Origin of the sequence: Paraburkholderia tropica (genome assembly GCF_914484835.1) — a bacterium.
GTDB lineage: Bacteria > Pseudomonadota > Gammaproteobacteria > Burkholderiales > Burkholderiaceae > Paraburkholderia > Paraburkholderia tropica_A.
The window spans coordinates 108,006-132,945 of the sequence record NZ_CAJZAR010000079.1 but is presented as its reverse complement, the minus strand read 5'-3'; the positions used below and the strand labels follow the sequence as shown (position 1 = coordinate 132,945).

Below are 24,940 nucleotides of genomic sequence, written 5' to 3'. Positions count from 1 at the left end.
TTGCTGCGCTGACATTCGTGGTCTGACGATTCGAGGCCCAGTGTATTCTCGTAAATCAGAACATTCGTACTGTTCGGGGAAACAATACATTCTTAATATTGTAGAAGTCGCACTAATTAACGTAAGTCACTGGGTTATAAGCATTTTTTCATGCTGGAAATAGATGCGACAAAATGTGACGGCGATAAAATCTGTTGCGTCATTACGACGTACCGGGAGGCCCTGTCAGACGGGCGTTACAGAAGATGACGAAATATTTGCTACGGTATTCTGCCGATTTGTGGAAGGTATTGTTCCAGATTATGTGACCCACATCAGCGATGCGCGGCGGTACAATTTCTCTGCCCCTTGACCAAGGGTGGTCTTTTTTCATCTGTTTTTACGCGGCCCCCGGGCCGCGTTTTTTTTGCCCGATTTCCTGCATTTTCCTTTCTTCTAAAATCTGGAAGAGTCTGTTGCAAAATAGGAAATCAGGAACTTTCTCGCTTATTAATGATTTGATTTTGTCGTGAATCATTAATCGAGACGATTTCACGTGACTTTGCGTGCCGGTTTTCGGATGTCCCTCGCGTGTGCCCTCGCTTGCGCCCTATAAAGGCCGAAAAACGGATAAAGCGCCGCCTGAATGGCGTGCCTCGCGGCCGCATCGGCACTTGCGGGTAAAATCCTGCCCCCAGCCCGCTAAAACGGGCCGCCCGCAGAACCCGATGGAACCCGCCATGACCGACGCCTCAACCGAACTCCCCGACGACGCCTTTGACGACCCGACCGCCACCGACGCGGCCGACGAGATCAAGGAAGCGCGCCTGTGGCACAAGGACGGCTGGATGGCGCGCGTCATCAAGAACGAGGACGACGACGGCTGGGCGGTCGAGATGATCAAGGACGGCGAGCCGGAGCCCGCGCTGGTCGGCCCGTGGACGATGGGGCGCGACAAGAAGAATCCGAAGCCGCTCGATACGTCGGCGTTCAATACGCTCGTGAAGACCGCCTCGGAGGTGCTCCGGCGCCACGAGCAGCAGTTGCGCGCGCTGATGCACAAGCGCATCGGCGTGAGCACCGCGGATGGCGATGTCGACGTCACGCTCGACATCGTGCCCGACGAGTACGAGCCCTATGCAACGCTCACGGCCTTCGATGCGTACGGCGAGCAGATTGCGCAGGCGCGCGTCGCGCCGAACTTCAAGCTCACCAAGGCGCGCGCCGAGTCGTGGGCCGAGGGCGGATTCGGCCGTATCGAATAGCGGGGCGCTGGACGGGCGGCGCAGCCTTGCGGGCGCTCCCATTGATATGCAACTAACAGCCAAACACGCACGACGCGGCCCAACACGCCGCCGCGAGTGCGCTTAAGCCATCGCGCTTAATCCTGCTGACAGAAGATCGCCGTCAGAAGCGGGCCCGCATGATGGACGATCGCGTGATTGCCGGCCGCGTTGAGCGCCGCCTGCACCCGGCTCTGCGTGGCGACCACGACCGCGCCATAGGCCGAACGGCCGATGGGCTTGCCGTCGCCGGTCTTGAACAGCGGATCGTCCTGCTGGAAGCCCACGATGGCGAACACGCTGAAGCCGTAAGCGGTCAGACGCTGGCCGTGAGCGGGCCAGAACGCGTTGATCGAGTTGCTTTCCACGCGCATGGGTTTCGCGTCGATCAGCTTCTGGTCGATCAGGCCCGACACGAAATCGTGCGCGGATTCCTGGCAGGTCAGCGCGTCGTCGAGGGCGGCGGCGCGGGACGTGAGGGGCGCGAAAGCGAGCGCCGTGGCGAGAAGGGCGGCAGCGGGAGCCGCAAAAGTCAGACGTTTCATTGGAATTCTGGCGATTAAGCTGCGCCTGCGTGGCAGGCGTCACCCGATATTCGGTACCGGGCCGGTGCGAGGTCTGAACTCTACGCGGGATCGTTTAATTTTGCTCGCGAGGCCGCCCGGAGCATGTGCGCCGCGCCGCCAACGGGCGCATTCAGGCGGCGTGCGGGCGCGCTTCCAGCGCCCTTCGACTGTCGGAAAACCTGCAAGTTTTCTGGAAGCCGTATATATTTCCCGGTTATGACTGGAAAAGACCAACCTGCAAAAACGGCACCCCGCGCGGTGCCGTTGCCGCGTACCTGGGACGCGCGCGTCGCGCGCTGGCTCGTCACGCCGCTCGTGCCCACCCGCGTTACCCCGAATCACCTGACCACGCTGCGCCTGCTGATCGGTGTCGCCGGCGCCTTCTATCTGGCGCGGGGCGATTTCCTGAACGTCAATATTGGCGCATTTCTGATCGTTTTGTCGAATTTTGTTGATCACACTGACGGTGAGCTCGCGCGCATCAGTGGTAAAACCAGCCGGATCGGCCATTTCTACGATCTCGCTGCCGACGCGCTCACGACCATCCTGCTGTTCTTCGGCATGGGTTACGGGCTCGGCGTGCAGGCGGCCTCCAGTGCGAACTGGCATGTGCCGCCGGCAATCCTCGGCGGCGTCGCCGGTATCGCGGTCGCGGTGATCTTTTTCCTGCGCATGCGTATCGAGGAAATGGCTGGCAAGGCCGGCACCCAACAGGCGTTCGTCGGCGGGTTCGAAACGGAAGACGTTCTCTATCTGTTGCCGCTCGTCACGCTCACCGGTATCGTGGCGCCGTTCGTCGTGGCCGCGTCCATCGGGGCGCCGTTGTTCGCCATTTACGTGGTGCTCGACTATGTGCGCGTAACGCGCCGCACGCGGCCAGGCAAGGAAACCCGTCAGGTTTGGATCAGCAGATGAGTGTGCAAGCAGAAGAGCAGGTGGTCGCGCCGGGTGTGCGCGACAGTAGCGGGGCGAGTGCGTCCATGCAGTCAGGGGACGCGGATGCCGCGGTCGGCCGGGCAACGGGCGGCCTGAATACGAATCAGTTGCGAAACGAGTACGTCGATCAAGGCTCGTTCCTTTATCTCTCCGAATTCCTGCCCGCGGACGCGACGCAGCGGCTCATCGACGCCGCCAACGCGTTGATGCCCGAGGTCAACCGCAATTTCATCCCCGGCCACAAGGCGGGTGGCAGCGTGAGCCGCCACACCATCGACCGCCTGCAGCCGTGGATCGCCGAACTGTATCGCTCGCCCAAGCTGATCGCGTGGCTGGAGAACATCACGGGCGACAAGCTCCAGCTTTCGCCGCCCGACGATCCGCACGCGTACGCGCTGTATTACTACACGCGCGCGGGCGATCACATCGGCTGGCATTACGACACGTCCTACTACGACGGCCGCCGCTATACGGTGCTGCTCGGCGTGATCGACGACTCGTCGTGCATTCTCGATTACGAGCTGCACACGCGCGATGAAAACAAGCCCGACGAACCCGGCGCGGTGCAGTATCCGCCGGGCGCGCTCATTCTTTTCGACGGCGACAAGCTGCGGCATCGCGTCACGCCCAGCCGCGAAGGCGAAGTGCGCGTCTCGCTCACGCTCGAATACGTGACGAACCCGAACATGCGTCCGTGGCGCCGCTTCATCTCGAACATGAAGGACGCGATCGCGTACTTCGGTTTCCGTCAGGTGTTCCGCAAGGCGCTGCAATCGGCCACGGGCGGCGCGCGCAAGACCGGGGGATCGGTGTGAGCCGTGCTGCCATCCTGCTGTTGTCGATCGGCACGGCGCTCTTTATCGCGCTGCTCGCGTGGCAGGGCCTCGGCTCGGTCACGGGCGCGCTCGCGGCGGCTGGCTGGGGTCTCGCGCTCGTCGCGGCCTTCCACGTGGTGCCGCTCGCGCTCGACGCGGCTGCCATCGCCGTGCTGTTCAAGAAGGGCGAGCGCGTGGACCAGCGTCACGCGCTGCTCGCGCGCTGGAGCGGCGAGGCCGTGAACAGCCTGCTGCCGGCCGGCCAGATCGGCGGTCCGGTCGCGATGGTGCGCCAGCTTGCGCAGCGCGGCATGCTGATGCGCGACGCGGCCGCCGCCATCACCGTCAGCACCACGCTGCAAGCAGTCGCGCAGATCGTCTTCGCGGTGTTCGGCATCGTGCTCTTTTCGGCTTACGCCGCGAACGGCGCGCCGCGCGATCTCGGTATCGCCGCGCTGATCGCGACCGTCGTGCTCGGCGGTCTCATCGCTCTGTTCTATGTCGCGCAGCGGCGCGGTCTGTTCGGCCGTCTGCTGCGCATCGCGTCGAAGCTGTTCGGCAAGCGCGACTGGTCGTCGCTGGCCACGCGCGCCGACGCCATCGACGCTGCCGTCAAGGCGCTCTACGCCGAACGCGGCCGCGCGGCGGCCAGCTTCACGCTGAGCCTCGCGGGCTGGCTCGTCGGCACCGCGGAAGTGTGGCTCGCGCTGCATTTCCTCGGCCATCCGGTGAGCTGGGTCGACGCGCTGCTGCTCGAAAGCATCGGCCAGGCCATTCGTGGCGCGGCCTTCGCCATTCCGGGCTCGCTCGGTGTGCAGGAGGGCGGCTATCTGCTGCTCGCGCCGCTCGTCGGCCTGCCGCCGGAAGCGGCCCTCGCGCTCTCGCTCGCCAAGCGCGCGCGCGAAATCCTGCTCGGTCTGCCGGGCCTGCTGTATCTGCATTTCAGCGAACGAAGCTGGCAACGCCGGCGCGCCCTGCGTGTGCCCGCTGTCGAAATCGCCGATTGATTTTTTTCTCCCAAGGAACGCATGCGCGCCATCATTCTTGCGGCAGGCCTCGGCCTGCGCCTTCAGCAACGCGCTGGAGAACAGTTTCCGAAATGTCTGCTGCAATTCGAGGGCGTGTCGCTGCTCGAACGCCACCTGCAGATGCTCGAAGCGGCGGGTGTCACCGAAGTCGTGCTCGCGCTCGGCTTCCAGCCTGAACTGGTCGAAGCGGAACTCAAGCGCATCAACTGGCCGCACAAGGTCGAAGTCGTGATGAATCCGCGTTTCGATCTGGGCAGCGTGCTCACCGTGCATCGCACGGCCGAAGCCATCACGCGCGGCGGCGACGTGCTGCTCATGGACGCCGACGTGCTCTACGACGAACGCGTGTTCGCGCCGCTCGTCGCGGGCGAGGCGCCCACCAACCGTCTGCTGATCGACCGCGACTTCGAAGCCGGCGACGAGCCCGTGAAGCTGTGCCTGCGCGACGGCGTGCCCGTCGAACTGCGCAAGCAGCTCGCCGTGGGCCTGCAGTACGACACGATCGGCGAATCGGTTGGCTTCTTCCGCCTGAACGAAGCGACCGCGCGCCGTTTCGCGCAGATCGTCGAAGGCTACGTCGATACGGGCCGCGCGAACCTGCCGCACGAAGAAGCGCTGCGCGATCTGCTGCTCGAACGCGGCGCCGAATTCGACACGGCGGACGTGACGGGCGCGCCGTGGATCGAGATCGACTTCCCGAACGATGTGACGCGCGCGGCCGAAGAAGTGCTGCCGCAACTCGCGCCGGTCGTGAGCCGCCTGAAGCAGACGGCAGAGTGAGCGCTCGCGCGAACCGCTGTCGCTGAAACGCCGTAAAAAAGGCCGTGAAGGCCGTGAAGTTCGCTTCACGGCCTTTGTGTTTTTAGCGCGGCTTCATCTGTTGCCGAGCCACCGCGTTTTGCAACACAGTGCCATAATGGTGCCTTTACGCCATCAGCCGCGCTGATCGTCGTTCCTGCCCATGCCCCTTGCCCTCGGCACTTTCATCGTTCCGCTCATCGTCGCGTGCTCGATGTTCATGGAGAACGTGGACGCGACGGTCATCGTCACTTCGCTGCCCGCGCTGGCCCGCGATCTCGGGCAAGATCCCATCACCCTCAAGCTCGCCGTCACGAGTTACGTGATCGGCCTCGGCGTGTTCATCCCGATCTGCGGATGGGTGGCCGACCGCTTCGGTTCGCGCAATGTGTTTCGCACGGCCATCGGCATTTTCATGACCGGTTCGCTGCTGTGCGCGGCGTCGCGCTCGCTCGAAATGTTCGTGGCCGCGCGCTTCGTGCAGGGCATTGGCGGCGCGATGATGGTGCCGGTCGGACGCATCATCATTTTCCGTTCGCTGCCGAAGTCGGACTTCATTCGCGCGGTCAACTATCTCACGGTGCCCGCGCTGCTCGGGCCGGTCGTGGGGCCGCCGCTCGGCGGTTTCATCACCACCTATCTGCACTGGCGGCTGATTTTTTTCGTGAACATTCCGATTGGCGTGTTCGGCATCTGGCTCGCGAACCGGCATATCGCGAACATGCACGAGGAGCATCCGGGGCCGCTCGACTGGCTCGGGTTTCTGCTTTCGGCGGGCGGCGCGTCGCTGTTCATGCTGGGCTTGTCGCTCGTCGGCGGCCAACTCGTTTCGAATACGAAAGCGGTGACGATGTGCGTGGTCGGCGCGGTCCTGCTCGCGATCTACTGGTTCTACGCGCAGCGCGCCGAACGTCCCGTGCTCGATCTGAAATTCCTGCGCATTCCGAGTTTCAACGCGAGCGTGGCGGGCGGCTCGCTGTTTCGCATCGGCCTGGGCGCGGTGCCGTTCCTGTTGCCGCTCACGCTACAGGAAGGTCTGGGCATGACGGCGTTCGCGTCGGGCGCGATTACCTGCGCGTCGGCGTTCGGCTCCATTTTCATGAAGTCGATCGTCTCGCGCGTGCTCGGACGCTTCGGTTTCCGGCGCACGCTGATCGTCAACGCGGCGATCGCGGGCGCGGCCATCGCGGTCTGCGGGCTGTTTTCGCCGACTACGCCCGTGTGGCTCATCTGGCTCGTCGTGCTGGCGGGCGGGCTCTTTCCGTCGCTGCAATTCACCGGCCTCAATTCGCTCGCCTACGCGGACATCGAGACGAAAGACATCGGGCGCGCGACCAGCGTCGCGAGCGTGATCCAGCAGGTGTCGCTGGGTCTGGGCGTGACGATCGCCGGGATCGTGCTGGAAGTTTCGCATCGTGTACAAGGCCATTCGACCATCGTCTGGTCCGATTTCTGGCCCGCATTCTTCGTGGTCGGACTCTTCTCCGTGGCCTCGATTCCCGTGACGATGCGCCTGCCCGCCAATGCCGGCGACGAGATCGCGCGCGGCAGCCGCGGCAAGGCCTGATACGCGGTACTTCCATGAATCGGCGCCGTAGCGTTATCGGCGGATCGCCGGATCGCAAACGATTTCTGCGCGTGCTATAAGCGCTGTAACCAGGCCAAAAGCCCGGTGAAAGGTGGTTGACGTTACGCGATGAACCGAATCATGGAGGTCACTCAATGAAGCTGGTCGATAGAACGAAAATTTCCGCAGCCGCTCTCGCACTCATTTCGCTTTCCGCTTTATCGGCGGGCTTTCTCGAAGCCACGCCCGCATTCGCGAAAGACACGCAGCAACATCCGGCGGTCCTCAACGCGTCGGCGGTCGCCGTCGCCGACAAATACGCGGCCGACGCCGCCGAGCAGATCTTCAAGGCGGGCGGCAACGCGGTCGATGCCGCGGTCGCTATCGCATTCACACTGGCCGTCACGTATCCCGAAGCCGGCAATATCGGCGGCGGCGGTTTCATGACGCTCTACGTGAACGGCAAGCCGTATTTCCTCGATTATCGCGAGCGCGCGCCGCTGGCCGCCACGCGCACGATGTATCAGGACGACAAGGGCAACGTGATTCCCGGCAAGAGCCTTTATGGCTACGACGCCGTGGGCGTGCCGGGCACGGTCGAGGGCATGTGGGAAGCGCAGAAGCGCTTCGGCAAGCTGCCCTGGAAACAGGTGCTGCAACCGGCGATTCAATACGCGCGCGACGGCTTCGTCGTCGACGAACTGCTGGCGAAGCGCCGCGAGGAAGCGTCGAAGGAATTCGGCGGCAAGACCAATTTCGATCAGTACTTCGGCGACATGAAGGAGGGCGCGACGTTCAAGCAGCCCGATCTCGCCAACGTGCTCACGCGCATCGCCAATCAAGGCGCGAAGGACTTCTACGACGGCAAGACGGCCGACCTGATCGCGGCGTCGATGAAGGGCCACGGCCTCATCACGAAGCGCGATCTGCAGGAGTACAAGGCCGTGTGGCGTCAGCCGGTCGAGGCGAAGTGGAACGGCTATGAAGTGATCACCGCGCCGCCGCCGAGTTCGGGCGGCGTCGGCCTCGTGCAGCTGCTCAAGATGAAGGCGATGCTCGCGCCGCAATTCAAGGACGTGACGCTCAACTCGCCGCAATACATTCATCTGATCGCGGAGATCGAGAAGCGCGTGTTCGCGGACCGCGCGCAATATCTCGGCGATCCCGACTTCTACAAGGTGCCGGTCGCGCAACTGACCGACGACGCCTATCTCGCGAAACGCGCCGCCGAAGTCGATCCCGACAAGCCCTCGGACACGAAGAGTGTGCAGGCGGGGCTCGGCACCTCGATGCCGGAAAAGGCCGAGACCACGCACTTCTCGGTGGTCGACAAGTGGGGCAACGCGGTCTCGAACACCTACACGATCAACGGCTACTTCGGCTCGGGCGTGGTGGTGCCGGGCGCGGGCATCGTGCTCAACGACGAAATGGACGACTTCTCCGCGAAGCCCGGCGTGCCGAACATGTTCGGCGTGGTCGGCAGCGACGCGAATGCGATTGCGCCGAAGAAGCGTCCGCTGTCCTCGATGTCGCCGACCATTCTCACGAAGGACGGCAAGGTGGCGCTCGTGATCGGCACGCCGGGCGGCTCGCGCATCTTCACGTCGATCTTCCAGGTCATCAACAATCTCTACGACTTCAAGATGCCGTTGAAGGATGCCGTGGGCGCGATGCGTTTCCACCATCAGCTGCTGCCGCCGAACACGATTTTCTGGGAGCCGTACCAGCCGATCGACGGCGATCTCGCCAAGCAGGTCGAGGCGAAGGGCTATGTGCTGAAGGGCCAGGATTTCAATGGCGACATTCAGGCGATCCGCATCGACGGCCAGACGCCCGAGGCCGCCTCCGATCCGCGCGGCCGTGGCGTGACGCGCGTGATTCCCTGAGCTTGCGCCGACCTTCGTCTGCGTGTGTTCGCGGGGAGGAATTACCGAATCGATGCGCCGTAACTCTCCGGTATGCAATATTTGCGGGGCATTTTTTCCCACTGCAGACCGGAATGACGGCGCGATTCGGCAAAGCTCGCATGCGATGCACATTTGTCCTCTTTAATGAGGATTCACACCCAGAGAGCATCGCGTAGGATGCAATTTCCGGCGGCCTGAAAGCTGTCGGCGTGTGTTTTTTTGGGGCGGCGTTGCCGCCCATTTTCTTTTCCGCTCCAGAAGTTTTCTTGAATTCACCGGCCGCGCTGGATAAGCTGAAGCGCGTATCCCGGCTCAGAACGTTGCGAATGCAACGGCGCCTGGGACGTCTTGCAGTCATGAACCCGTACTTCGATCCACCGTTGTCTTCATCCCGTTGCGCATGCATCTGACTAGCCGCGAACTGGTGCTGCTTGCCGACTTCTTCAGGGTGCTGGCGGAGCCTGCGTCGAGCGCGGACGCGTTGCGCGCCGACGCTGCGCAACGCATGCTCGATCTGCTGGGCGCGGACGATTTCGCCGAGACCGCGTGGCGCGACGAGGCGATCGACGGCAACTTGTGGATCGCGCGCGGCGGGCATCGCGATGTCGCGTCCGCGCGCGAACGCGCGTTGTTCGATCTGATTCGGCCCGCGTTCGCGGCGGCGCTGGCACGCGCGAACGGCGAGGTGTGGATCGACGCGCCGCCCGCCACCGCCGACGATCTGCCTCAGCCTGACGGCGATCTGCTCGCGCGCCTCACGCGGCGAGAGCGCGAGGTTGTCGAGCTTGCCGCGGATGGCTTGCTCGACAAGGAAATCGCGCAACGGCTCGGGATTTCCTATACGACCGTGCGCACGCATCTCGACCGTTCCTTTCAGAAACTCGGCATCAGCAATCGGTCGAAACTGGCGCGGCTACTGCAAACGGCGCGCCGCTGAGCGGCTTTGAAGCGGCGCTAAAGCCGGTTTAAAGCCCGATTCAACGCGTGACCGATACGTCCATGTCCTCGCGCGCGGCGTCGATCAACTCGAACGCGGCGGCTGCATCGCCGATGCGCTCGACGGCGAGCAGCGCGAAGCGCGCGAGAAAGAGCGGCGTCGCGGCTTCGCCTAAATCCGTCATGGTTTTGCACAGGCGCGTATAGACCGCGTCGAGTTCGCTGTCCGTCATGGCGTGCTTCAAGTGTTGTTCCATCATCGTGTCTCCGGGTGTCGGGATCAGCCGCGCAGTGCGCGATCGACGGCGGCGAGCGCGCGTTGTGCGAACGTGGCGCGTTCGTCGTGCTTGTCGCTTTGCTCGCTCTTGCCTTGCCAGCGTCCGAGCACGTGGCCGTCCGGGCGCACGAGGTAGAGCGCCTGTTGCGCGACGCCGTACATCGGAAACAGCTTGCCCGTGTGATCCCAGGCGCTGCGTTGCGCGGTATCGGCGAGAGCGTGGCGCGCGATGGGAATCAGCGCGAATGGCACGTCGCGCGCCGCGAATTCGGCTTCGAGCGCGGCGAGATCGGCGGGCAATGCGTCATCGTCGCTGAACCAGAACGCCGTGAAGCGCGGCCCGAGAAGATCGGTGAGATGTGCGGTGAGATGCGAGGTGAGATGCGCGGCTCGCGCGCCGTCGCGATCGACGATCGTCAGCGGACATTCGGGCAGCACGGCGCCGGGCGCGGGGCCGCTCGCGAACGCATCGGATCCGGCGTTGAGCGGCGACTCAAGATACGCAATCGCCGAAGTCTGGCGCGGATTGATCAGCGAGCGCACGCCCGCATGTTTGAGCGCGAGGCTCAGCACGGCCTTGCGCATCAGATCGAACGCGAACGACGGCGGCGCCATGAATTCCGTGCTCTTTGTGCCGTAGCTCAGGTTCTCGTGCGCCGCGAACACGCGCTCGTCGGAATAGCTGTCGAGCAGGCTTGCGTGCGCGCGACCCTGCGTGACGTACGCGAGTTTCCAGGCGAGATTGTCGGCGTCGTCGATGCCCGAATTCGCGCCGCGCACGCCGAAGATCGGCACCAGATGCGCGGCGTCGCCTGCGAACAGCACGCGGCCGTGCCGATAGCGTTCGAGCGTGAGCGCGTTGGCCTTGTAGATCGTGATCCAGACCGGCGACCACGGCGCGGTTTCGCCCATCATGTCGAGCAGGCTTTGCACGCGCGGCATCACGTTTTCGGGCTTGACGGCTTCGTCGGCATCCTCGCCGTCGCGCAGCTGATAATCGATGCGCCAGACGTTGTCGGGCTGCTTGTGCACGAGCACCGTCGAGCCGGGATTCGACGCCGGATCGAAATAGGCGAGGCGCTCGGTCGGCCGCGCGCTGTCGAGCAGAATGTCGACGATCACATAGCGGCCTTCGTAGCTCGTGCCCGTGAGCTTCAGGCCCAGCGCGTCGCGCACTGTGCTGCGTCCGCCGTCGGCGGCCACGAGCCAGTCGGTTTTCGCTTCGTAGTCGCCTGCGGGCGTCGTGAGCGTGAGCGTCGCGCCGTGTTCGTCGTGGCGGATCGCCGTGACCTTCGTCTGCCAGCGGATGTCGATCAGGTCGGCATGCCGCTCGGCCGCGTCGAGCAGGAATTGCTCGATGTGGTACTGGGCGAGATTGACCATCGGCGGCAGCTTCTGGTTCTCGTCCTGCGGCATCGTGAAGTGCAGCACTTCGTCGTGACGATAGAAGCTGCGTCCGCCGGTCCACGGCAGTCCCTTCGCGAGAAAGCCGTCGAGCGCGCCGAGCCGTTCGATGATTTCGAGGCTGCGCCGCGAAATGCAGATGGCGCGGCTGCCGTAGCAGACCGATTCGTCGGCTTCGATCAGCACCGAGCGCACGCCGTGTTGCGCGAGTCCGAGCGCGATCGCGAGGCCGACCGGACCGCCGCCGACGATCGTCACGGCGTGGCGCTCCGTTTCGCGGCCATCGACGCATTCGGGCAGGCGCGCGTCGTAGTGTTGGGCTTCGAACGGGTAGGGCTGGAAGTCGGCGGTCATCGCGCGCGCTCCTGCTGCGATGCGCCAAAGCGGGCGCGCGAAAGATGGGCGTAGTGGGGCATGGTGCGCTGTCTCCAATCTGGATTATTGGCTTCGCGGATCGTTTGAGACGACCTCGCGGCGATGGAGTCAGTATGGAGCGCGCGGGCGGCGGCGCTGTCCTCATTTTGGGTACAGCGCGCGGGGCGCGTTTCAGCCGTTGCCGTGGGCGAGGCAGAGCGCGAACAACTGGCGCTGGCTGGAGATGCCGAGCCGCCGATAGGCGCGCTTCTGGTAGGTCACGACGCTGCTCGGCTTGACGCCCATGTGGTCGGCGATTTCGGCGGCGCTGTGGCCTTCGAGCACGCCGCGCAGGGCGTCGAGTTCGCGTTTCGAGAGATCGGGGCAGAGGCCGCGCAGGCGCGCGAGCATCAGCGGCGCGATGCCGGCCTGACGCTGGCCGTTCAACGCGTAGTGATGCTTCGTCGCCTCGCCGATCAGCGGTGCGAGCGATTCCACGAGTTCGACTTCGGCGGGCCGGAAATTGCCCGCGTCGCGCTCGCGATAGAGGTTCACGGAGAGCCAGATATCGGCGGCGGGCTGCAACAGCAGCGAGAGCCGGTCGGAGACATTGGGCGTGGCGTAGCAGGCCGTGCGATAGCCGTCGTGCGCGATATCGGCGCTGGTTTGCCAGTGCAGCACGAGTGCGTTGCCGGGCGCGTCGGCGTCGTGGCCCGCGACGATGCGCTGGTTGCCGTCGAGCGCGTAAAAGAGGCGCGCGTAGGTGTCGGCGACATCGCGCAGAAAGCGCCCGCCGCGATGGTCGGCGACCGAGACCGTGCGCGGACGGTTGCCGAACTCGTACGCGAACACCGTGCATTGCGACACGGACGTGGCCGGCCCGAGCAGATTGAGGACTTCGGCGGCGAGCGCATTGGCGTCGTCGTCGCCGATCGAGGCAACGAGGCGGGTGACGCGGGACAGGTCGAACTGACCCGTCTGGCTGGGACGGTCGAGACGCCAGTAACGCATGTTTCTTAAAGGAAATCGGGAAAAATATCGGCGCGGCGGCGCGGCGCTCCGGGTTCCCGAGCGTAGCACCGAATCGCTGGCGGGCGAATCGGTGCTACGCCCGTGCACGTGATTTCCCGATCGAAGCCGATCGCATTCAATCGTTCCCGCTACGAAAAGGGCCGGATCTGCGGCCGCTCAAGCGTCGCGTTTGCGCATCCCGCGCGCGGCTGACCGCGAGCAAGAAATGCGCTGGATGGGTTAATCTCCACCCTTGTGCTGCGCACGCACACATGTTTCCTTTCATACCCAACGTACCCGCGCAGGAAAACCCCGACATGTGGACCCTCCCCACCGCCATCCCGCCCGATTTCGGCACCGGGGCGGTCTTTCTCAGCGTGCTCGTGACGCAGCTCGGCGTGCCGGTTCCGGCCGCGCCCGTGCTCATTCTCGCGGGCACGATGGCGGCGGGCGGCGAGGCGTCGTATCCGAATCTGCTGATCGCGGCGGTGTGCGCGACCTTGCTCGCGGATTCGCTGTGGTTCATGGCGGGCCGTCTGCGCGGCCGCCGGCTGCTCAACGCGCTGGTGCGTTTTTCGCTGTCGCTCGACACGACGATCCGCGTCGCGCGCAACGTCTTCGAGCGTCACGGCGCGCCCATTCTGACCGTGGCGAAGTTCGTGCCGGGCCTCGGTCTGATGTCGGCGCCGCTGCTCGGCACCACGTCGATGGAAATGCGCATCTTCCTGCTCTGGGACGCGCTCGGCGCGACCTTGTGGGCGGGCGTCTATCTGCTCGGCGGCGCGGCGCTGCACGCGGAAATCGCGCGCTTCGCCGTATTCGTGCGCGCGAACGGCGGGACGATTTTCGATGTGCTCGCCGTGGCCGGCGTGCTGTTTCTCGGCTGGCGCTGGGTGCGTCGCTTGCAGTTCCGCCGCTGGCTCGCCACGCACCGTATTTCGCCCGATCAGCTCGACGAGATGATGAAGTCCGCCGCGCCGCCGATCGTGTTCGACGCGCGGCCGCAGACCGTGCGCGAGAAGGAGGCGTACCGCATTCCGGGCGCGCGTCCGCTCGATCTGGATTCGCACGACGAGATCGCGCCCGAACTGGTCGCGCGGCCCATCGTGGTCTATTGCGTGTGCCCGAACGAGGCGACGGCCAAGCGCATCGTCAACCAGTTGCGCAGCAAGCATATTCATCACGCGCATGCGCTCAAGGGCGGGCTCGATGCGTGGGAGCGCCGCGGTTATCCGGTCGAGCCGCTCTCGGCGGAATTCCATCCCGCGTACATTCGCGACGACGACGATTTCGAGCCGGACACCGAGCAGGAATTCACGGTGCGCGCGAGTTTGTCGAAGTAAGCGGCGATGCCGCGACGGTGTTCGTTGCGGCTGCAAATTTTCATCGAACCACCTTCAACGCGCGCTTGAAGCCCCGAAGCTTCACGCGCGCTGCCGCCGCGAGCCGCCGCCCACGTTGCGGCCCGCGTCGCGCGCCATCTGTGCATATCCCCACACCGACAGCAGCGTGAGCAGGCCCGCGCCCAGAAACGCGAGGCGGAAGTCGTCGAGCGAGAACGCGTGGCCCGTCGTCTCGCCGTTGTAGCTCGCTGCCATGCGCAGCGCGAGCGCGCCGAACGCAATGCCGAGACCGTTGGTCATCTGCGACGCCGCGCTCCAGAGCGTGCTGGCGGCGCTCATCTGCGGTTGCGCGACGTCGGCGTAAGCGAGCGTGGCGAGCGTCGAGAACTGCATCGAGCGCGTCACGCCGTAGATGAACACCACGATCAGCACGATCGCGAGCGGCACGCCGGGCGTGAGCAGTCCGCACGCGATCATCGAGAGCCCCGCAATCGTCACGTCGACGACCGACACGAGCCGGAAGCCCCAGCGTTCGAGAATGCGCGTCGTGAGCGCTTTCATGCCGAGGTTGCCGAGCGCGCTGGCGAGCAGCAGCAAGCCCGACTTGAACGCCGACAAACCAAAGCCGATCTGGAACAGCAGCGGCATCAGATACGGCGCCGCGCCGATGCCGACGCGCGTGACCGAACCCGTCACGACCGTCACCGAAAACGTGGGGATTTTCAGCGTCGATACGTCGATCAGCGGATGCGTGTGGCGCTTCGCGTGGAAGAACGCCATCGCGCCGATCAGCACGCCGGCCACCACGAGCGCCGCCGCGCGCCACGGATTTTCGCCGGGCTGGCTCGCGAGTTCGGCGCCATAGAGGATCGCCGTGAGCGCCGCGCCGCTCAGCACGAGGCCGAGCACGTCGAGCGGGCGGCGCTGCTCGCCGCGCAGGTTCGGCACCATCGCCATGATCGCGACGAGCACCGCGATGCCGAACGGCACGTTGAGCAGAAAGATCCAGCGCCACGACGCGTAGGTCGTGATGAAGCCGCCGACCGGCGGCCCGACCACGGGCGCGGCGATCGCGGGCCAGGTGATCGTGGAGATCGCCTGCATCAAGCGGCTTTTTTCGGTGCTGCGCACGACGATCATGCGGCCGACCGGCACCATCATCGCGCCGCCCATGCCTTGCAGCACGCGCGCCGCGACGAACTCCGGCAGGTTCTGCGCGATCCCGCAGAGCACCGAGGCAATCGTGAACGTGAGCACGGCGCCGAAGAACACGGTGCGCGAGCCGCAGCGGTCCGCCACCCAGCCGCTCGCCGGAATGAAGATGGCGAGCGCCAGCATGTAGGCCGTCACGCCGAGACTCAGGCTGTTCGGGCCGATGCCGAACGAGTGCGCCATCTGCGGCAGCGCCGTGGCGATCACGGTGGTGTCGAGATACTCCATGAAGAAGGTGGCGGCGACGATGTAGGGCAGCCAGCCGATGAACGACGAGCGCGTCGGGGGCGTGGGCGTCGTGCTCGTCATCGGCGGATCTCGGGGAAGCGGGTGGGGAATGTGCGGCTCATGATGGGAAAGGCTGGGAAGTTGCCGATCGGAAACGAACGTACACGCTGGAAGTGCGTGGAAGCGCGCGCGTGTTCCCGATACGAAAGCGCAACTGTACAGCGCGGCTGCCGAATCCGCTGGCGCGGCAAATTACAAAAGACGCGCGTACACTCGTTGACCGGTTGTTTCGTCAAACACTCGACTCGCGGAGGATCGGAAATGGAAACCCGTTTTCTGGGCGCATCAGGTTTCAAGGTGCCGGTGCTGAGTTTCGGCACGGGCACGTTCGGCGGCAAGGGCGAATTCTTCGAGGCGTGGGGCGCGACCGACGTGGCCGAAGCGCGCCGCCTCATCGACATCTGTCTCGAAGCGGGCGTGAACATGTTCGATAGCGCCGATATCTATTCGAACGGCGCATCGGAATCGGTGCTCGGCGAGGCGCTCAAGGGGCGGCGCGACAAGGTCATCATCTCGACCAAGGCGACCTTCCGTTTCGACGACGACGCCAACAGCGTCGGTTCCTCGCGCATTCATCTGCGGCGCGCCGTGGACGCCGCGCTCAAGCGTCTGCAAACCGACTACATCGACCTGTTCCAGCTGCACGGTTTCGACGCGAAAACGCCCGCCGAAGAAGTGCTCTCGACGCTCGACGATCTGGTGCGCGCGGGCAAGATCCTCTACACGGGCGTGTCGAATTTTTCGGGCTGGCACCTGATGAAGTCGCTCGCGGTCGCCGACCGCTACGGCTATCCGCGCTACGTCGCCAATCAGACCTACTACTCGCTGATCGGCCGCGACTACGAATGGGAACTGATGCCGCTCGGGCTCGATCAGGGCGTGGGCGCGGTCGTGTGGAGCCCGCTCGGCTGGGGCCGTCTGACCGGCAAGATCCGTCGCGGACAGCCGCTGCCGCAGACGAGCCGTCTGCACAAGACCGCCGATCAGGGGCCGCCGGTGCCCGACGAAACCCTGTTCCGCGTGCTCGACGCCATCGACGAAATCGCGCAGGAAACCGGCAAGACCGTGCCGCAGATCGCGCTGAACTGGCTATTGCAGCGTCCGACCGTGGCGACCGTGCTGATCGGCGCGCGCGACGAGGCGCAGTTGCGTCAGAACCTCGGCGCGGTGGGCTGGAACCTCACGGCCGAACAGGTCGCGAAGCTCGACGCCGCGAGCAAGGTGCGGCCGGTTTATCCGTACTGGCATCAGGAAGGGTTCGCGGAGCGCAATCCGGCGCCGGTCGAGTGGTGAATCCGCCGCGCCGGTCGTGGGCAGGGGCGGCCGTCGCGGACCAGCGCCGCGCGGCACTTGCCTGACAAGTTCAGTTCGTGACGGACGCGCGCAGGATTTCGGCCGCGCCAAGGTGGATCGCCAGCGCGAAGAAGTCGCGTTCGGCAATGTTGGCCGATCGGGCGATAGCGAGCGCGCGGTCGTGGTCCTGCGGATGCAGAAGCAGTTTGACTTCGATCTTCGCGGGCGGCGTGAGGCTGGACTCCATGGCATTGCTCCTTCGGTAACCGGGCGCTCGGCCCGTGTGGGTGCGTGAGCCCATTACCGGCCGCCAGTGCGCGAACGCGCGCGGGCCGTCGGCCGGGGCGAAAGCCTCGGCGGTCGAACGGCGCTTGACGTGGAGTGGGCCTGGGAACGCCGCCGCATCTTGTGGACGCGGCGGCGCGATGCGCGTGCCGGTATTAGCGTGGCGCGCGCGGTCGCCCTTGTGCGGCGACGAAATCGACTGCGAATTGAACGACGTAAGAGACGACGTAACTGCGGGTGGAACCGGTGTCAGACGGGTACGGCAAGGAAGCGAACTGCATAAGCTGGCAACCTCCGGAATTATTTTTCTCGTGCGGCTGGGCGCCGCATCTGGTACGGGGCAGAGTATAGCCATGTCTTGACCTGGGGTAAACCCCTAGGTGTTACACCTTAGTCAAAACGTTGTTGCAACGGTTGATGTAATCGAGCGCCGACGCCGGACGGCGCCTTGAGGCGCGGTCCGGCATGGCGGAAAGAGCGGGGATTCTGGCAGGGAACGCCTGGCAAATACCTGGCGGGTGCCGGGCTGAGGCCGGCGCTGGGGCGAGCTTAGCCCGTGGTGTCTTTGCGCAGGCGCGCGCGCGCCTCGCCGAGCGATTCGAAGCGGCCGTGCGTGTCGTCGAACACCGAAATCGTGCCGTGGCCGATGTCGTAGACCCAGCCTTGCAGCTCGAGCTGGCCTTGCGCCACGCGAGCCGCGACCGCCGGGTGCGTGCGCAGATGGGTGAGTTGCAGCCGCACGTTTTCCTCGACCAGCGCCTGCACGATCTGGTTTTCGTCGAGACCGCGCGTCTGCACGACGCTGCGCGCCGCTTCCGCGTTACGCAGCCAGGCCTGCACCGTCGGCATGCCGGCGGTGGCTTCGGCGCCCAGGGCGAGGCCCTTCATCGCGCCGCAATCGGTGTGGCCGCACAGCACGATCTGGCGCACGTTCAGCGCGAGCACCGCGAATTCGACCACGGCGGACACGCCGCCGAGCATTTCGCCGTAGGCGGGCACGATGTTGCCGATGTTGCGGCAGACGAACAGCTCGCCGGGGCGCACCTGCGTGATCATCTCAGGCGAGACGCGCGAGTCGGCGCAGGTGATGAACAGCGTGTGCGGCGCCTGGCTGTGCGCGAGGCTGCGGAACAGCTCCTTGTTGCCCGGGAACACGTTGTGACTGAACTCGTCCACGCCGTCGAGCAGGTGCAGCAGATCGCAGCCGCACGATTCGGAGTGTTCGTGCGAGTGAGTGTTGTCTGGCATGGGAGTTTCTCTCTTTATCATGAATCGACACAATCGAATGGCAACAGCGGGAGTTTACGCCGAGGCGTCGCGTTTCGGATCGGAAACCTGCCGTCCGACCGTGCGTTTTGCCTGTTTTCCCGCTTTCCGATCGGCAACCGGCTGGGCCGGCCGCCGCCTGTCGCCGCCGCGCGCGGGGCGCTCAGGCTTCGGATTGTCGCCGGGTATTCGACACGCATTTTCTCACGCCGGGGGCGCCTGCGTGCCGCCGCGAGCATCGATCGGTCTGGTGGGTCGGGGCCTGGTGGGCCTTGTTGTCAAACGACCGGCTAGCCGGTCGGCGAGCGCCGGCGCGGCGGTGGTCCGGCTGACCGTCCAACTGGCCGTCCGATGCTGGCGGGGCAGCATTGTACGCGACGCGGCCGCTTACGCGGATGTGGGTTTCCGAAAGGAACGCGAGGAGGCGTCCGCGCGGTCGGGCGTGATCGTGTGGATTGATCAGCATTGCCTGGCAGTTTCGCCTGCCACGGCGGCGTGATGGCTGGCCGATGCGGGTCGCTGACGCGAGCGAGCGCCGATCCGTGTCCGCCTGCGCCCGGCGCCGCTCGCCGACGATTCGAGCGGCGCGGGTAGCGGTGGAGATAGGCCGATATGGGCTGCCAGCGTCGACAGCGCGGTCAGGATTCCAGCGCCGTGCGCGCGGCGTTGGCGCGGCGGCCCGGCATGAAATACCAGACGGCGGCCAGCGCCTGAATGACGATCAGCGCGCTCCAGACGGCCTGATGGGCGGCGACCGGATAGTGGCCGTCGACGGCGGTCCAGTGTCCGAGCGCGGCGCCGATCGCGATCTGCGCCACGAAGATCCCGACGAAAATCACGAGCGTGAACGTGGTGTTCACTCGCCCGATCATCCGCGCAGGGAAGTATTCGGCGAGGACCGCGTAAGTGAGGATGCCGGTGCCGCCGAGCGCGCCATACGCCGCCCAGAGCACGGGCGCGGGCAGCGGCACGCGCGCCGCGAGCAGCGCCTGCACGATCACGAACAGCACCATCGTCGCGCCGGAGAAGTGCGCGACGCTCACGCCGCGCCGTTCGAAGCTGCGCGCGAGCGCGCCAAAACCGATATTGCCGACGATGAACGCCGCGCCCAGCACCGAGATCAGCGAGGCCGCGCGGCTCGTCACGTCGGCGGTCCCGGCGGGCACGACGTCGCGCAGGAACGCGCCGACCCAGAGCGACTGCATCGCGTAGAACACCGTCTGCGTGAGCGCCGAAAACGACGCCGTCTTCCAGAACGCGTGGCTGCGCAGGATGTGCGCGGTGCCCTTGAACTGTTCGAGCACGCTCGCCTGATGATGGGTGTCGCGCGTGCGCGGGCCGCCGATCCAGATGATGGCCGCAATCGCGGCCGTGAATACGGCGAGCCCGACGCTCACCGCGCGCCACGGCGCGAACGAGAGCAGCCAGGAGAGCGGCGCGCCCACCGCGACGCCGCCCAGTCCGCCGACCGCCATCACGAGGCCGTTGACGAGCGTGAGCTGCGCCACGGGGAAGTGCTGCGCGGTCGCCTTGAACGCGCCGCCGAGGCACACGGACACGCCCACGCCCACCAGCAGGCGACCGGCCATCATCGCGCCCATGCTGTGCGCGAGGCCGAAGACGAGCGCGCCCGTCGCGGCGACGAGCATGACGCAGGCCGTCACGCGGCGCGGGCCGAAGTGGTCGAGCAGCACGCCGGCGGGAATCTGCGCGCCCGCGAAGCCGAGGAAGTAGAGGCTCGTGAGCGTGCCGAGATCGGTCGCGGTGAAGCCCATTTCGTGCGTCAGGAACGGTGCGAAGCCCAGATTGACGCCGCGAAACAGATAGGAAACGAAATAGCCGAGCGCGAAAACAACGAAAACGCGCAATCTGAGAGCGGTCATGAGGCGGACGGGCGCGTGGACAAAGCGTACGCGTTGAATGGCTGGGCCCTGATTATTGGCGAAAAGCCGGGCGCGAGGCCAGCGAGAGATTTCAGCCGCGATTGTGAGTAAAATTTGACGTCATGTCCCGAACGCTCCCTCCTTTGCAGGCCCTGCGCGCGCTAGAAGCGGCGGCGCGGCGGCGCAGTTTCAGCCGCGCCGCGGAAGAATTGCATTTGACGCACAGCGCCGTGAGCCACCATCTGCGCGGGCTCGAAGCGGAACTGGGCGTCGAGCTGTTCCGGCGCGCCGGCGGCCAGATGATCCCGACCGCGGCGGGCGCGCAGCTCGCCGAGCGCGTGCGCCGCAGTCTCGACGACCTGCGCGACGCGCTCGACGCCACGCGTCCCGGCGTGAGCGGCGTCACGCGTCTCGAACTGAGCGTGATGTCCGATTTCGCGTCGGTGTGGCTGATCCCGCGTCTCGGCGACTTTTACGACCGCTATCCCGACGTCGATCTGTCGATGCGCATGCATGCCGACGTCACGCCGCCCGATCCCTATCCGTTCGATATCGGCATCTGGCATCGCCGGGTCGACGAACCCGGTTTCCAGATCCGCAAGCTGCTCGACGACCAGGTCGTGGCCGTGTGCAGCCCCGCGCTGCTCGCGCGCTACCCCGATTTCCGCATCGCCGACCTGCCGCACATGCCGCTGCTGCGCTTCTCGCGGCGCTCGTGGCGCGACTTCTTCGAAGCCGCTGGCGTGGCGGGCGCGGAGCCCGAGCGCGGCCCCATCTTCGACGACGCCGGCCTGCTGCTTCAGGCGACGGTGGCCGGGCAGGGCGCGGCCACCGCGCGGCTGCAACTCGCGCGCGATTTCATCGAACGCGGCGAACTGGTGCAACTCGGGCAGGTGCGCATTCCCGCCTCGCTCGACTATTACTTCACCTGGCGCGAGGGCCATCCGCGCGAAGCCGCGATCCAGCAGTTCTATCGCTGGGTCAAGTCGCAGCTCGCGCGCTGAATGCGCATGTTTTAGGGCGCCATTCCATGCGGATAAAAATCAATGCGGGTAAAACCTGTGTCGATGCGCGTCAACGGGCGGTGAATGACATACGTTGTTTGCGATAAAGGCGGGCAATGACGCGCGAATACCGCGCCAATGGTGAGCCAATAGCGAGTCAATGGTGGGTGAATAGCGCGCCAATGCAGCATCGAATAGCCGGCAATAGCGTGCAGTAAAGGGTGAAAAGAAAGATGCATCCGCAATATTCATTGTGCATGCACTCTTTAGGCGCACATTGCGCACGCGGCATTGTCCGGCAATGAAAACGCGTGAATGCGATTGAATGGCATCACCATAAACGCGCTTTGTCCTGGCATCCGGGACGGCGTGTGGTGGCGGACTGCAGGGGCATGCCGATTCGTCTGTGGAAATGAAGTCACAGATTAGCCACAGAAGGCCCGTGCCACGACGGTTTCGCATCAAGGTTGAAATAATTGGAGTATCGTTAGTTCCCGATGCGATTGCCGCAGTCACATCTGCCGCAATGACAGCGTCTGATTCGAAGTGAAAGCGTAGTGCACGGCCCCTAGAGGGCTATCAAAAAACTGTGACAACAGGAGAAAACTGCATGAAGGCTATTCAGGCGTTCAAACTGGCGGCAGGCACGATGCTCGTCGCCGCTTCGCTCCACGTGTATGCGCAGGACGCCGCCAGCGCGCCCGCCGCTGCACCGACCGACGCAGCCCAGGCTCAGCTGAAGGACTCGAAGGCGCAATACAAGTCCGCCAAGGCCGCTAACCGCGCGCTGTCGCGCAAGGTGCGTTCGGCACTCGCGAAGTCCAAGGACATCAGCGTGGCCAACATCACCGTGCGTGCTCGCGACGGCGCCGTGGTCCTGCAAGGCACCGTGCCGGAGCAACCGCAGATCGACCGCGCCACGGAAGTGGCCAAGGGCGTGGCCGGCGTGACGTCGGTGAAGAACGCGCTGACGATCCGTCCGGTCGGGACCTGATCCGCTGCACCCGAACGGGAATGCATCGCGCGCGTGGGGCGCGGGATGCACTCCGGTTCCGCTTCGAAACCGCACATGCCATTCGCGAACCGAATTGCATGTGCGGTTTTCTTTTGTGCGCGCGTTCAGGCCTCGACGTAGTGCATCTCGGGCGATTCGCCCATCAGCAAAGGCTGATTCGCGTCGGCGGCGGCGCGCAGATAATCCCATAGCGACGTGATGCGCCGCAGCTTGCGCAACTCTTCGCGGCTGCACAGCCAGAAACGCCGCGTCACCACGATTTCATCGGGCAGGACCGAGACCAGACGCGGATCGGGCTCGGCCATGAAGCACGGCAGGATCGCCAGCGCGCTGCCTTGCACGGCCGCATGATATTGCGCGATCACGCTGGTGCTGCACAGATTCGCCTTGACGTTCGGCGCCGCGCGTTCGAGATAGAGCAGTTCGTGGCTGAAGGCGAGATCGGCGACATAGCTGATGAACGCGTGATGGCGCAGATCGGTGGCGCTGCGAATCGGCGCGTGCCGCGCGAGATAGTCAGGTGTCCCATACAATCTCAGCCGATAGTCGCTGAGCTTCGTATAAACATATTGGCCGCGCTCCGGGCGCTCCAGCATGATCGCCAGATCGGCTTCGCGTTTCGAAAGACTCACAAAATGCGGTACCGGCAGCAGGTCGATCGACATGTCGGGATGCTGGCCCGTAAAACGCGCGAGTTGCGGCGCGAGAAAAAAACAGCCGAACCCTTCCGTCGATCCCACTCGCACATGCCCTGAAAGCGATTGCGCGCCCAGCGCGAATTGCTCGCTCGCCGACTGCACCGTGGTTTCCACGGCGTCGGCGTAGGCGAGCAGGCGCTGGCCCTCGGCGGTCAGCACGAAGCCGCCCGCGCGCGACTTGTCGAACAGCACCGTGCCGAGCGCGGCTTCCAGTTCACGCACGCGCCGCGCCACCGTGGTGTGATCGACGCCCAGGCGCTTCGCCGCGCCGCTCGCGCGCTGCGTGCGCGCCACTTCGAGGAAGTAGCGCAAATCGTCCCAGTTCAATGTCTCCATCTGTCCCGTTGTGTTTTTTTGCATATCGGATGGGCTTTTTCATCTCTATGCCGTGGATATTCGAATAACTATACTCGTTTGCAGGTCGCTGAAAAGACGGCCGCACACAATATGGATGGAGACAAACGATGCACATGCAGTCCACCCCGGACGGGGCGGCAGTGGCCGTTCCCGTTCCAGAACAAAAACGCAGGACGCGCGACTATCTGATCGCCGGCTGGGCCAGCATGGCCGGCACCACCATCGAGTGGTACGACTTCTTCCTCTACGGCACCGCCGCCGCCCTCGTTTTCAACAAGGTGTTCTTCCCGACGCTCGACCCGATCCTGGGCACGCTCGCGGCCTTCGCGACCTATGGCGTGGGCTTTATCGGCCGTCCGATGGGCGGCATCGTGTTCGGCCATTTCGGCGACCGCGTCGGCCGCAAGTCGATGCTGCTCGCCACGCTGCTGCTGATGGGCATTCCGAGCATGGTGATCGGCCTGATTCCTTCGTATCAGAGCATCGGTTATTGGGCCGCCGTGCTGCTCGTCGCCATGCGTTTTCTGCAGGGCATGGCCGTGGGCGGCGAATGGGGCGGCGCGGTGCTGATGGCCGTCGAACACGCGCCGCCGGGCCGCAAGGGCTTCTTCGGTTCGCTGCCGCAAACGGGCGTGGGTTTCGGCCTGATTCTTTCGTCGATCGCGATGGCGGCCGTCACCGCGCTGCCTGAAGCGGATCTGCTCTCGTGGGGCTGGCGCATTCCGTTTCTGGCGAGCATCGCGCTTGTGCTGCTCGGCTGGGTGATTCGTGTGCGCGTGCCGGAATCGCCCGATTTCGAGCGCGTGAAAAAGGAACGCGCGCCCGTGAAAGCACCCGTGCTCGAAGTGCTGCGACGCCAGCCGCGCGACCTGCTCATCATCATCGGTGCGCGCACGGCGGAGAACACGTGGTTTTATCTCGTGGTGGCGTTCGCGCTCGCCTATGCCGCGAATCAGCTGAAGATTCCCAAGGCGCAGATCTTGCACGCGATTACGGCGGGCGCCGTGCTCTCGCTCGCGACCATGCCGTTCTGCGGCTGGCTCAGCGACCGTATCGGACAGAAGCGTCTGTTTCTCGCGGGCCTCGTCGTCATGGCGGCGTTCGTCGCGCCGTTCTTCGCGATGCTCGAAACGCTTCATCCGCTCACGGTGTGGTGGGCGATGGTGCTCGGCGTCGGCGTGGTGTTCCCGATTCTCTATGCGCCCGAATCGCAATTGTTCGCCGCGCAGTTTCCGGCGGAAATCCGCTATAGCGGCATCTCGGTGTCGGTGCAGGTGGCCGGCGTGCTGGGCGGCGGCGTCGCGCCGATGATCGCGACCGCGCTGCTCGCCTGGGGCGGCGGCAATCCGCATTACGTGGTGGCGTATATGGTCGCGCTGGGCGTGATCGCGTTTCTGTGCACGCTGGCCATGCGCTCGCATTACGATTGATAGAT

The 24,940-nt window shown here is 65.0% G+C and carries 23 protein-coding genes; 13 read left to right on the top strand and 10 right to left on the bottom strand.

Going from position 1 to position 24,940, the window contains the following annotated elements; genetic code table 11:
• Positions 1-719: 719 nt before the first annotated feature.
• The gene (locus tag LDO54_RS30085) at positions 720-1,244 is read left to right on the top strand and encodes a hypothetical protein (protein WP_224014879.1); all 525 of its coding nucleotides are present in this window, start codon (positions 720-722) and stop codon (positions 1,242-1,244) included.
• 116 nt (positions 1,245-1,360) lie between these two features.
• Here LDO54_RS30085 and LDO54_RS30080 read toward each other — a convergent pair whose 3' ends face one another.
• A complete protein-coding gene (locus LDO54_RS30080) occupies positions 1,361-1,807 on the bottom strand; it encodes a hypothetical protein (RefSeq protein ID WP_224014877.1) in 447 nt (148 codons plus the stop codon).
• A gap of 237 nt (positions 1,808-2,044) precedes the next feature.
• Between LDO54_RS30080 and LDO54_RS30075 the strand changes: the two genes are divergently transcribed.
• The 7 genes from LDO54_RS30075 (at position 2,045) to LDO54_RS30045 (ending at position 9,816) form a co-directional block, all read left to right on the top strand.
• Positions 2,045-2,743 carry a CDP-alcohol phosphatidyltransferase family protein gene (locus LDO54_RS30075; RefSeq protein ID WP_224014875.1) on the top strand — a complete coding sequence of 233 codons (699 nt, stop codon included), beginning with the start codon at positions 2,045-2,047 and terminating at the stop codon, positions 2,741-2,743.
• Entirely contained in the window at positions 2,740-3,579 is an 840-nt protein-coding gene (locus LDO54_RS30070; protein ID WP_224014873.1) for a 2OG-Fe(II) oxygenase, read from the top strand. The genes LDO54_RS30075 and LDO54_RS30070 overlap by 4 nt, the downstream gene beginning before the upstream one ends.
• A complete protein-coding gene (locus LDO54_RS30065) occupies positions 3,576-4,586 on the top strand; it encodes a flippase-like domain-containing protein (RefSeq protein ID WP_224014871.1) in 1,011 nt (336 codons plus the stop codon). Before LDO54_RS30070 ends, LDO54_RS30065 begins: the two co-directional genes overlap by 4 nt.
• Before the next feature lie 21 nt (positions 4,587-4,607).
• Entirely contained in the window at positions 4,608-5,387 is a 780-nt protein-coding gene (locus LDO54_RS30060; protein WP_224014868.1) for an NTP transferase domain-containing protein, read from the top strand.
• A 181-nt stretch (positions 5,388-5,568) separates the two neighbouring features.
• Positions 5,569-6,972, top strand: a complete 1,404-nt coding sequence (locus LDO54_RS30055; protein WP_224014866.1) for an MFS transporter — start codon at positions 5,569-5,571, stop codon at positions 6,970-6,972.
• A gap of 155 nt (positions 6,973-7,127) precedes the next feature.
• Positions 7,128-8,858, top strand: coding sequence for a gamma-glutamyltransferase (gene ggt, locus LDO54_RS30050; protein ID WP_224014864.1), 1,731 nt, complete (start codon positions 7,128-7,130; stop codon positions 8,856-8,858).
• Between the two features lie 421 nt (positions 8,859-9,279).
• The gene (locus tag LDO54_RS30045; protein WP_224014861.1) at positions 9,280-9,816 is read left to right on the top strand and encodes a helix-turn-helix transcriptional regulator; all 537 of its coding nucleotides are present in this window, start codon (positions 9,280-9,282) and stop codon (positions 9,814-9,816) included.
• A 40-nt stretch (positions 9,817-9,856) separates the two neighbouring features.
• Here LDO54_RS30045 and LDO54_RS30040 read toward each other — a convergent pair whose 3' ends face one another.
• The 3 genes from LDO54_RS30040 to LDO54_RS30030 form a co-directional block, all read right to left on the bottom strand.
• Positions 9,857-10,075 (bottom strand): hypothetical protein, encoded by a 219-nt coding sequence (locus tag LDO54_RS30040; RefSeq protein ID WP_436975718.1) that lies wholly within the window; start codon positions 10,073-10,075, stop codon positions 9,857-9,859.
• Between the two features lie 20 nt (positions 10,076-10,095).
• The gene (locus LDO54_RS30035; RefSeq protein ID WP_224014859.1) at positions 10,096-11,850 is read right to left on the bottom strand and encodes an FAD-dependent oxidoreductase; all 1,755 of its coding nucleotides are present in this window, start codon (positions 11,848-11,850) and stop codon (positions 10,096-10,098) included.
• Positions 11,851-12,042: 192 nt separating this feature from the next.
• A complete protein-coding gene (locus LDO54_RS30030) occupies positions 12,043-12,861 on the bottom strand; it encodes a helix-turn-helix transcriptional regulator (RefSeq protein WP_224014857.1) in 819 nt (272 codons plus the stop codon).
• 317 nt (positions 12,862-13,178) lie between these two features.
• On the opposite strand from LDO54_RS30030, the gene LDO54_RS30025 reads away from it, so the two are divergent.
• The gene (locus tag LDO54_RS30025; RefSeq protein ID WP_224014855.1) at positions 13,179-14,204 is read left to right on the top strand and encodes a VTT domain-containing protein; all 1,026 of its coding nucleotides are present in this window, start codon (positions 13,179-13,181) and stop codon (positions 14,202-14,204) included.
• 81 nt (positions 14,205-14,285) lie between these two features.
• Here the strand turns inward: LDO54_RS30025 and LDO54_RS30020 are convergent, their stop codons facing one another.
• Positions 14,286-15,725, bottom strand: a complete 1,440-nt coding sequence (locus tag LDO54_RS30020; protein ID WP_224014854.1) for a DHA2 family efflux MFS transporter permease subunit — start codon at positions 15,723-15,725, stop codon at positions 14,286-14,288.
• Between the two features lie 240 nt (positions 15,726-15,965).
• Here LDO54_RS30020 and LDO54_RS30015 point away from each other — a divergent pair, with 240 nt between their 5' ends.
• Positions 15,966-16,997 (top strand): aldo/keto reductase, encoded by a 1,032-nt coding sequence (locus tag LDO54_RS30015; protein WP_224014852.1) that lies wholly within the window; start codon positions 15,966-15,968, stop codon positions 16,995-16,997.
• A 70-nt stretch (positions 16,998-17,067) separates the two neighbouring features.
• On the opposite strand, the gene LDO54_RS30010 is transcribed toward LDO54_RS30015, so the two are convergent.
• The 3 genes from LDO54_RS30010 to LDO54_RS30000 form a co-directional block, all read right to left on the bottom strand.
• The gene (locus tag LDO54_RS30010) at positions 17,068-17,244 is read right to left on the bottom strand and encodes a hypothetical protein (protein WP_224014850.1); all 177 of its coding nucleotides are present in this window, start codon (positions 17,242-17,244) and stop codon (positions 17,068-17,070) included.
• A 587-nt stretch (positions 17,245-17,831) separates the two neighbouring features.
• A complete protein-coding gene (locus LDO54_RS30005) occupies positions 17,832-18,530 on the bottom strand; it encodes a carbonic anhydrase (RefSeq protein WP_224014848.1) in 699 nt (232 codons plus the stop codon).
• A 656-nt stretch (positions 18,531-19,186) separates the two neighbouring features.
• Positions 19,187-20,431, bottom strand: a complete 1,245-nt coding sequence (locus tag LDO54_RS30000) for an MFS transporter (RefSeq protein ID WP_224014846.1) — start codon at positions 20,429-20,431, stop codon at positions 19,187-19,189.
• Between the two features lie 122 nt (positions 20,432-20,553).
• Here LDO54_RS30000 and LDO54_RS29995 point away from each other — a divergent pair, with 122 nt between their 5' ends.
• Positions 20,554-21,435, top strand: coding sequence for a LysR substrate-binding domain-containing protein (locus tag LDO54_RS29995; protein ID WP_224014844.1), 882 nt, complete (start codon positions 20,554-20,556; stop codon positions 21,433-21,435).
• Between the two features lie 11 nt (positions 21,436-21,446).
• Here the strand turns inward: LDO54_RS29995 and LDO54_RS29990 are convergent, their stop codons facing one another.
• Positions 21,447-21,674 (bottom strand): hypothetical protein, encoded by a 228-nt coding sequence (locus tag LDO54_RS29990; protein ID WP_224014842.1) that lies wholly within the window; start codon positions 21,672-21,674, stop codon positions 21,447-21,449.
• 371 nt (positions 21,675-22,045) lie between these two features.
• Between LDO54_RS29990 and LDO54_RS29985 the strand changes: the two genes are divergently transcribed.
• Positions 22,046-22,429 carry a BON domain-containing protein gene (locus tag LDO54_RS29985; protein WP_224014840.1) on the top strand — a complete coding sequence of 128 codons (384 nt, stop codon included), beginning with the start codon at positions 22,046-22,048 and terminating at the stop codon, positions 22,427-22,429.
• 125 nt (positions 22,430-22,554) lie between these two features.
• Here LDO54_RS29985 and LDO54_RS29980 read toward each other — a convergent pair whose 3' ends face one another.
• Positions 22,555-23,508, bottom strand: coding sequence for a LysR family transcriptional regulator (locus LDO54_RS29980; protein ID WP_224014838.1), 954 nt, complete (start codon positions 23,506-23,508; stop codon positions 22,555-22,557).
• Positions 23,509-23,612: 104 nt separating this feature from the next.
• Between LDO54_RS29980 and LDO54_RS29975 the strand changes: the two genes are divergently transcribed.
• Positions 23,613-24,935, top strand: coding sequence for an MFS transporter (locus LDO54_RS29975; RefSeq protein ID WP_224014837.1), 1,323 nt, complete (start codon positions 23,613-23,615; stop codon positions 24,933-24,935).
• The last annotated feature ends 5 nt before the right edge of the window (positions 24,936-24,940 follow it).

Bases quoted from the DNA above. Each gene is read 5' to 3' on its own strand.
- LDO54_RS30085 (WP_224014879.1), top strand. From the start codon at position 720: ATGACCGACGCCTCAACCGAACTCCCCGACGACGCCTTTGACGACCCG.
- LDO54_RS30080 (WP_224014877.1), bottom strand. From the start codon at position 1,807: ATGAAACGTCTGACTTTTGCGGCTCCCGCTGCCGCCCTTCTCGCCACG.
- LDO54_RS30075 (WP_224014875.1), top strand. From the start codon at position 2,045: ATGACTGGAAAAGACCAACCTGCAAAAACGGCACCCCGCGCGGTGCCG.
- LDO54_RS30070 (WP_224014873.1), top strand. From the start codon at position 2,740: ATGAGTGTGCAAGCAGAAGAGCAGGTGGTCGCGCCGGGTGTGCGCGAC.
- LDO54_RS30060 (WP_224014868.1), top strand. From the start codon at position 4,608: ATGCGCGCCATCATTCTTGCGGCAGGCCTCGGCCTGCGCCTTCAGCAA.
- LDO54_RS30055 (WP_224014866.1), top strand. From the start codon at position 5,569: ATGCCCCTTGCCCTCGGCACTTTCATCGTTCCGCTCATCGTCGCGTGC.
- ggt (WP_224014864.1), top strand. From the start codon at position 7,128: ATGAAGCTGGTCGATAGAACGAAAATTTCCGCAGCCGCTCTCGCACTC.
- LDO54_RS30045 (WP_224014861.1), top strand. From the start codon at position 9,280: ATGCATCTGACTAGCCGCGAACTGGTGCTGCTTGCCGACTTCTTCAGG.
- LDO54_RS30040 (WP_436975718.1), bottom strand. From the start codon at position 10,075: ATGATGGAACAACACTTGAAGCACGCCATGACGGACAGCGAACTCGAC.
- LDO54_RS30035 (WP_224014859.1), bottom strand. From the start codon at position 11,850: ATGACCGCCGACTTCCAGCCCTACCCGTTCGAAGCCCAACACTACGAC.
- LDO54_RS30030 (WP_224014857.1), bottom strand. From the start codon at position 12,861: ATGCGTTACTGGCGTCTCGACCGTCCCAGCCAGACGGGTCAGTTCGAC.
- LDO54_RS30025 (WP_224014855.1), top strand. From the start codon at position 13,179: ATGTGGACCCTCCCCACCGCCATCCCGCCCGATTTCGGCACCGGGGCG.
- LDO54_RS30020 (WP_224014854.1), bottom strand. From the start codon at position 15,725: ATGACGAGCACGACGCCCACGCCCCCGACGCGCTCGTCGTTCATCGGC.
- LDO54_RS30015 (WP_224014852.1), top strand. From the start codon at position 15,966: ATGGAAACCCGTTTTCTGGGCGCATCAGGTTTCAAGGTGCCGGTGCTG.
- LDO54_RS30010 (WP_224014850.1), bottom strand. From the start codon at position 17,244: ATGGAGTCCAGCCTCACGCCGCCCGCGAAGATCGAAGTCAAACTGCTT.
- LDO54_RS30005 (WP_224014848.1), bottom strand. From the start codon at position 18,530: ATGCCAGACAACACTCACTCGCACGAACACTCCGAATCGTGCGGCTGC.
- LDO54_RS30000 (WP_224014846.1), bottom strand. From the start codon at position 20,431: ATGACCGCTCTCAGATTGCGCGTTTTCGTTGTTTTCGCGCTCGGCTAT.
- LDO54_RS29995 (WP_224014844.1), top strand. From the start codon at position 20,554: ATGTCCCGAACGCTCCCTCCTTTGCAGGCCCTGCGCGCGCTAGAAGCG.
- LDO54_RS29990 (WP_224014842.1), bottom strand. From the start codon at position 21,674: ATGCATCTTTCTTTTCACCCTTTACTGCACGCTATTGCCGGCTATTCG.
- LDO54_RS29985 (WP_224014840.1), top strand. From the start codon at position 22,046: ATGAAGGCTATTCAGGCGTTCAAACTGGCGGCAGGCACGATGCTCGTC.
- LDO54_RS29980 (WP_224014838.1), bottom strand. From the start codon at position 23,508: ATGCAAAAAAACACAACGGGACAGATGGAGACATTGAACTGGGACGAT.
- LDO54_RS29975 (WP_224014837.1), top strand. From the start codon at position 23,613: ATGCACATGCAGTCCACCCCGGACGGGGCGGCAGTGGCCGTTCCCGTT.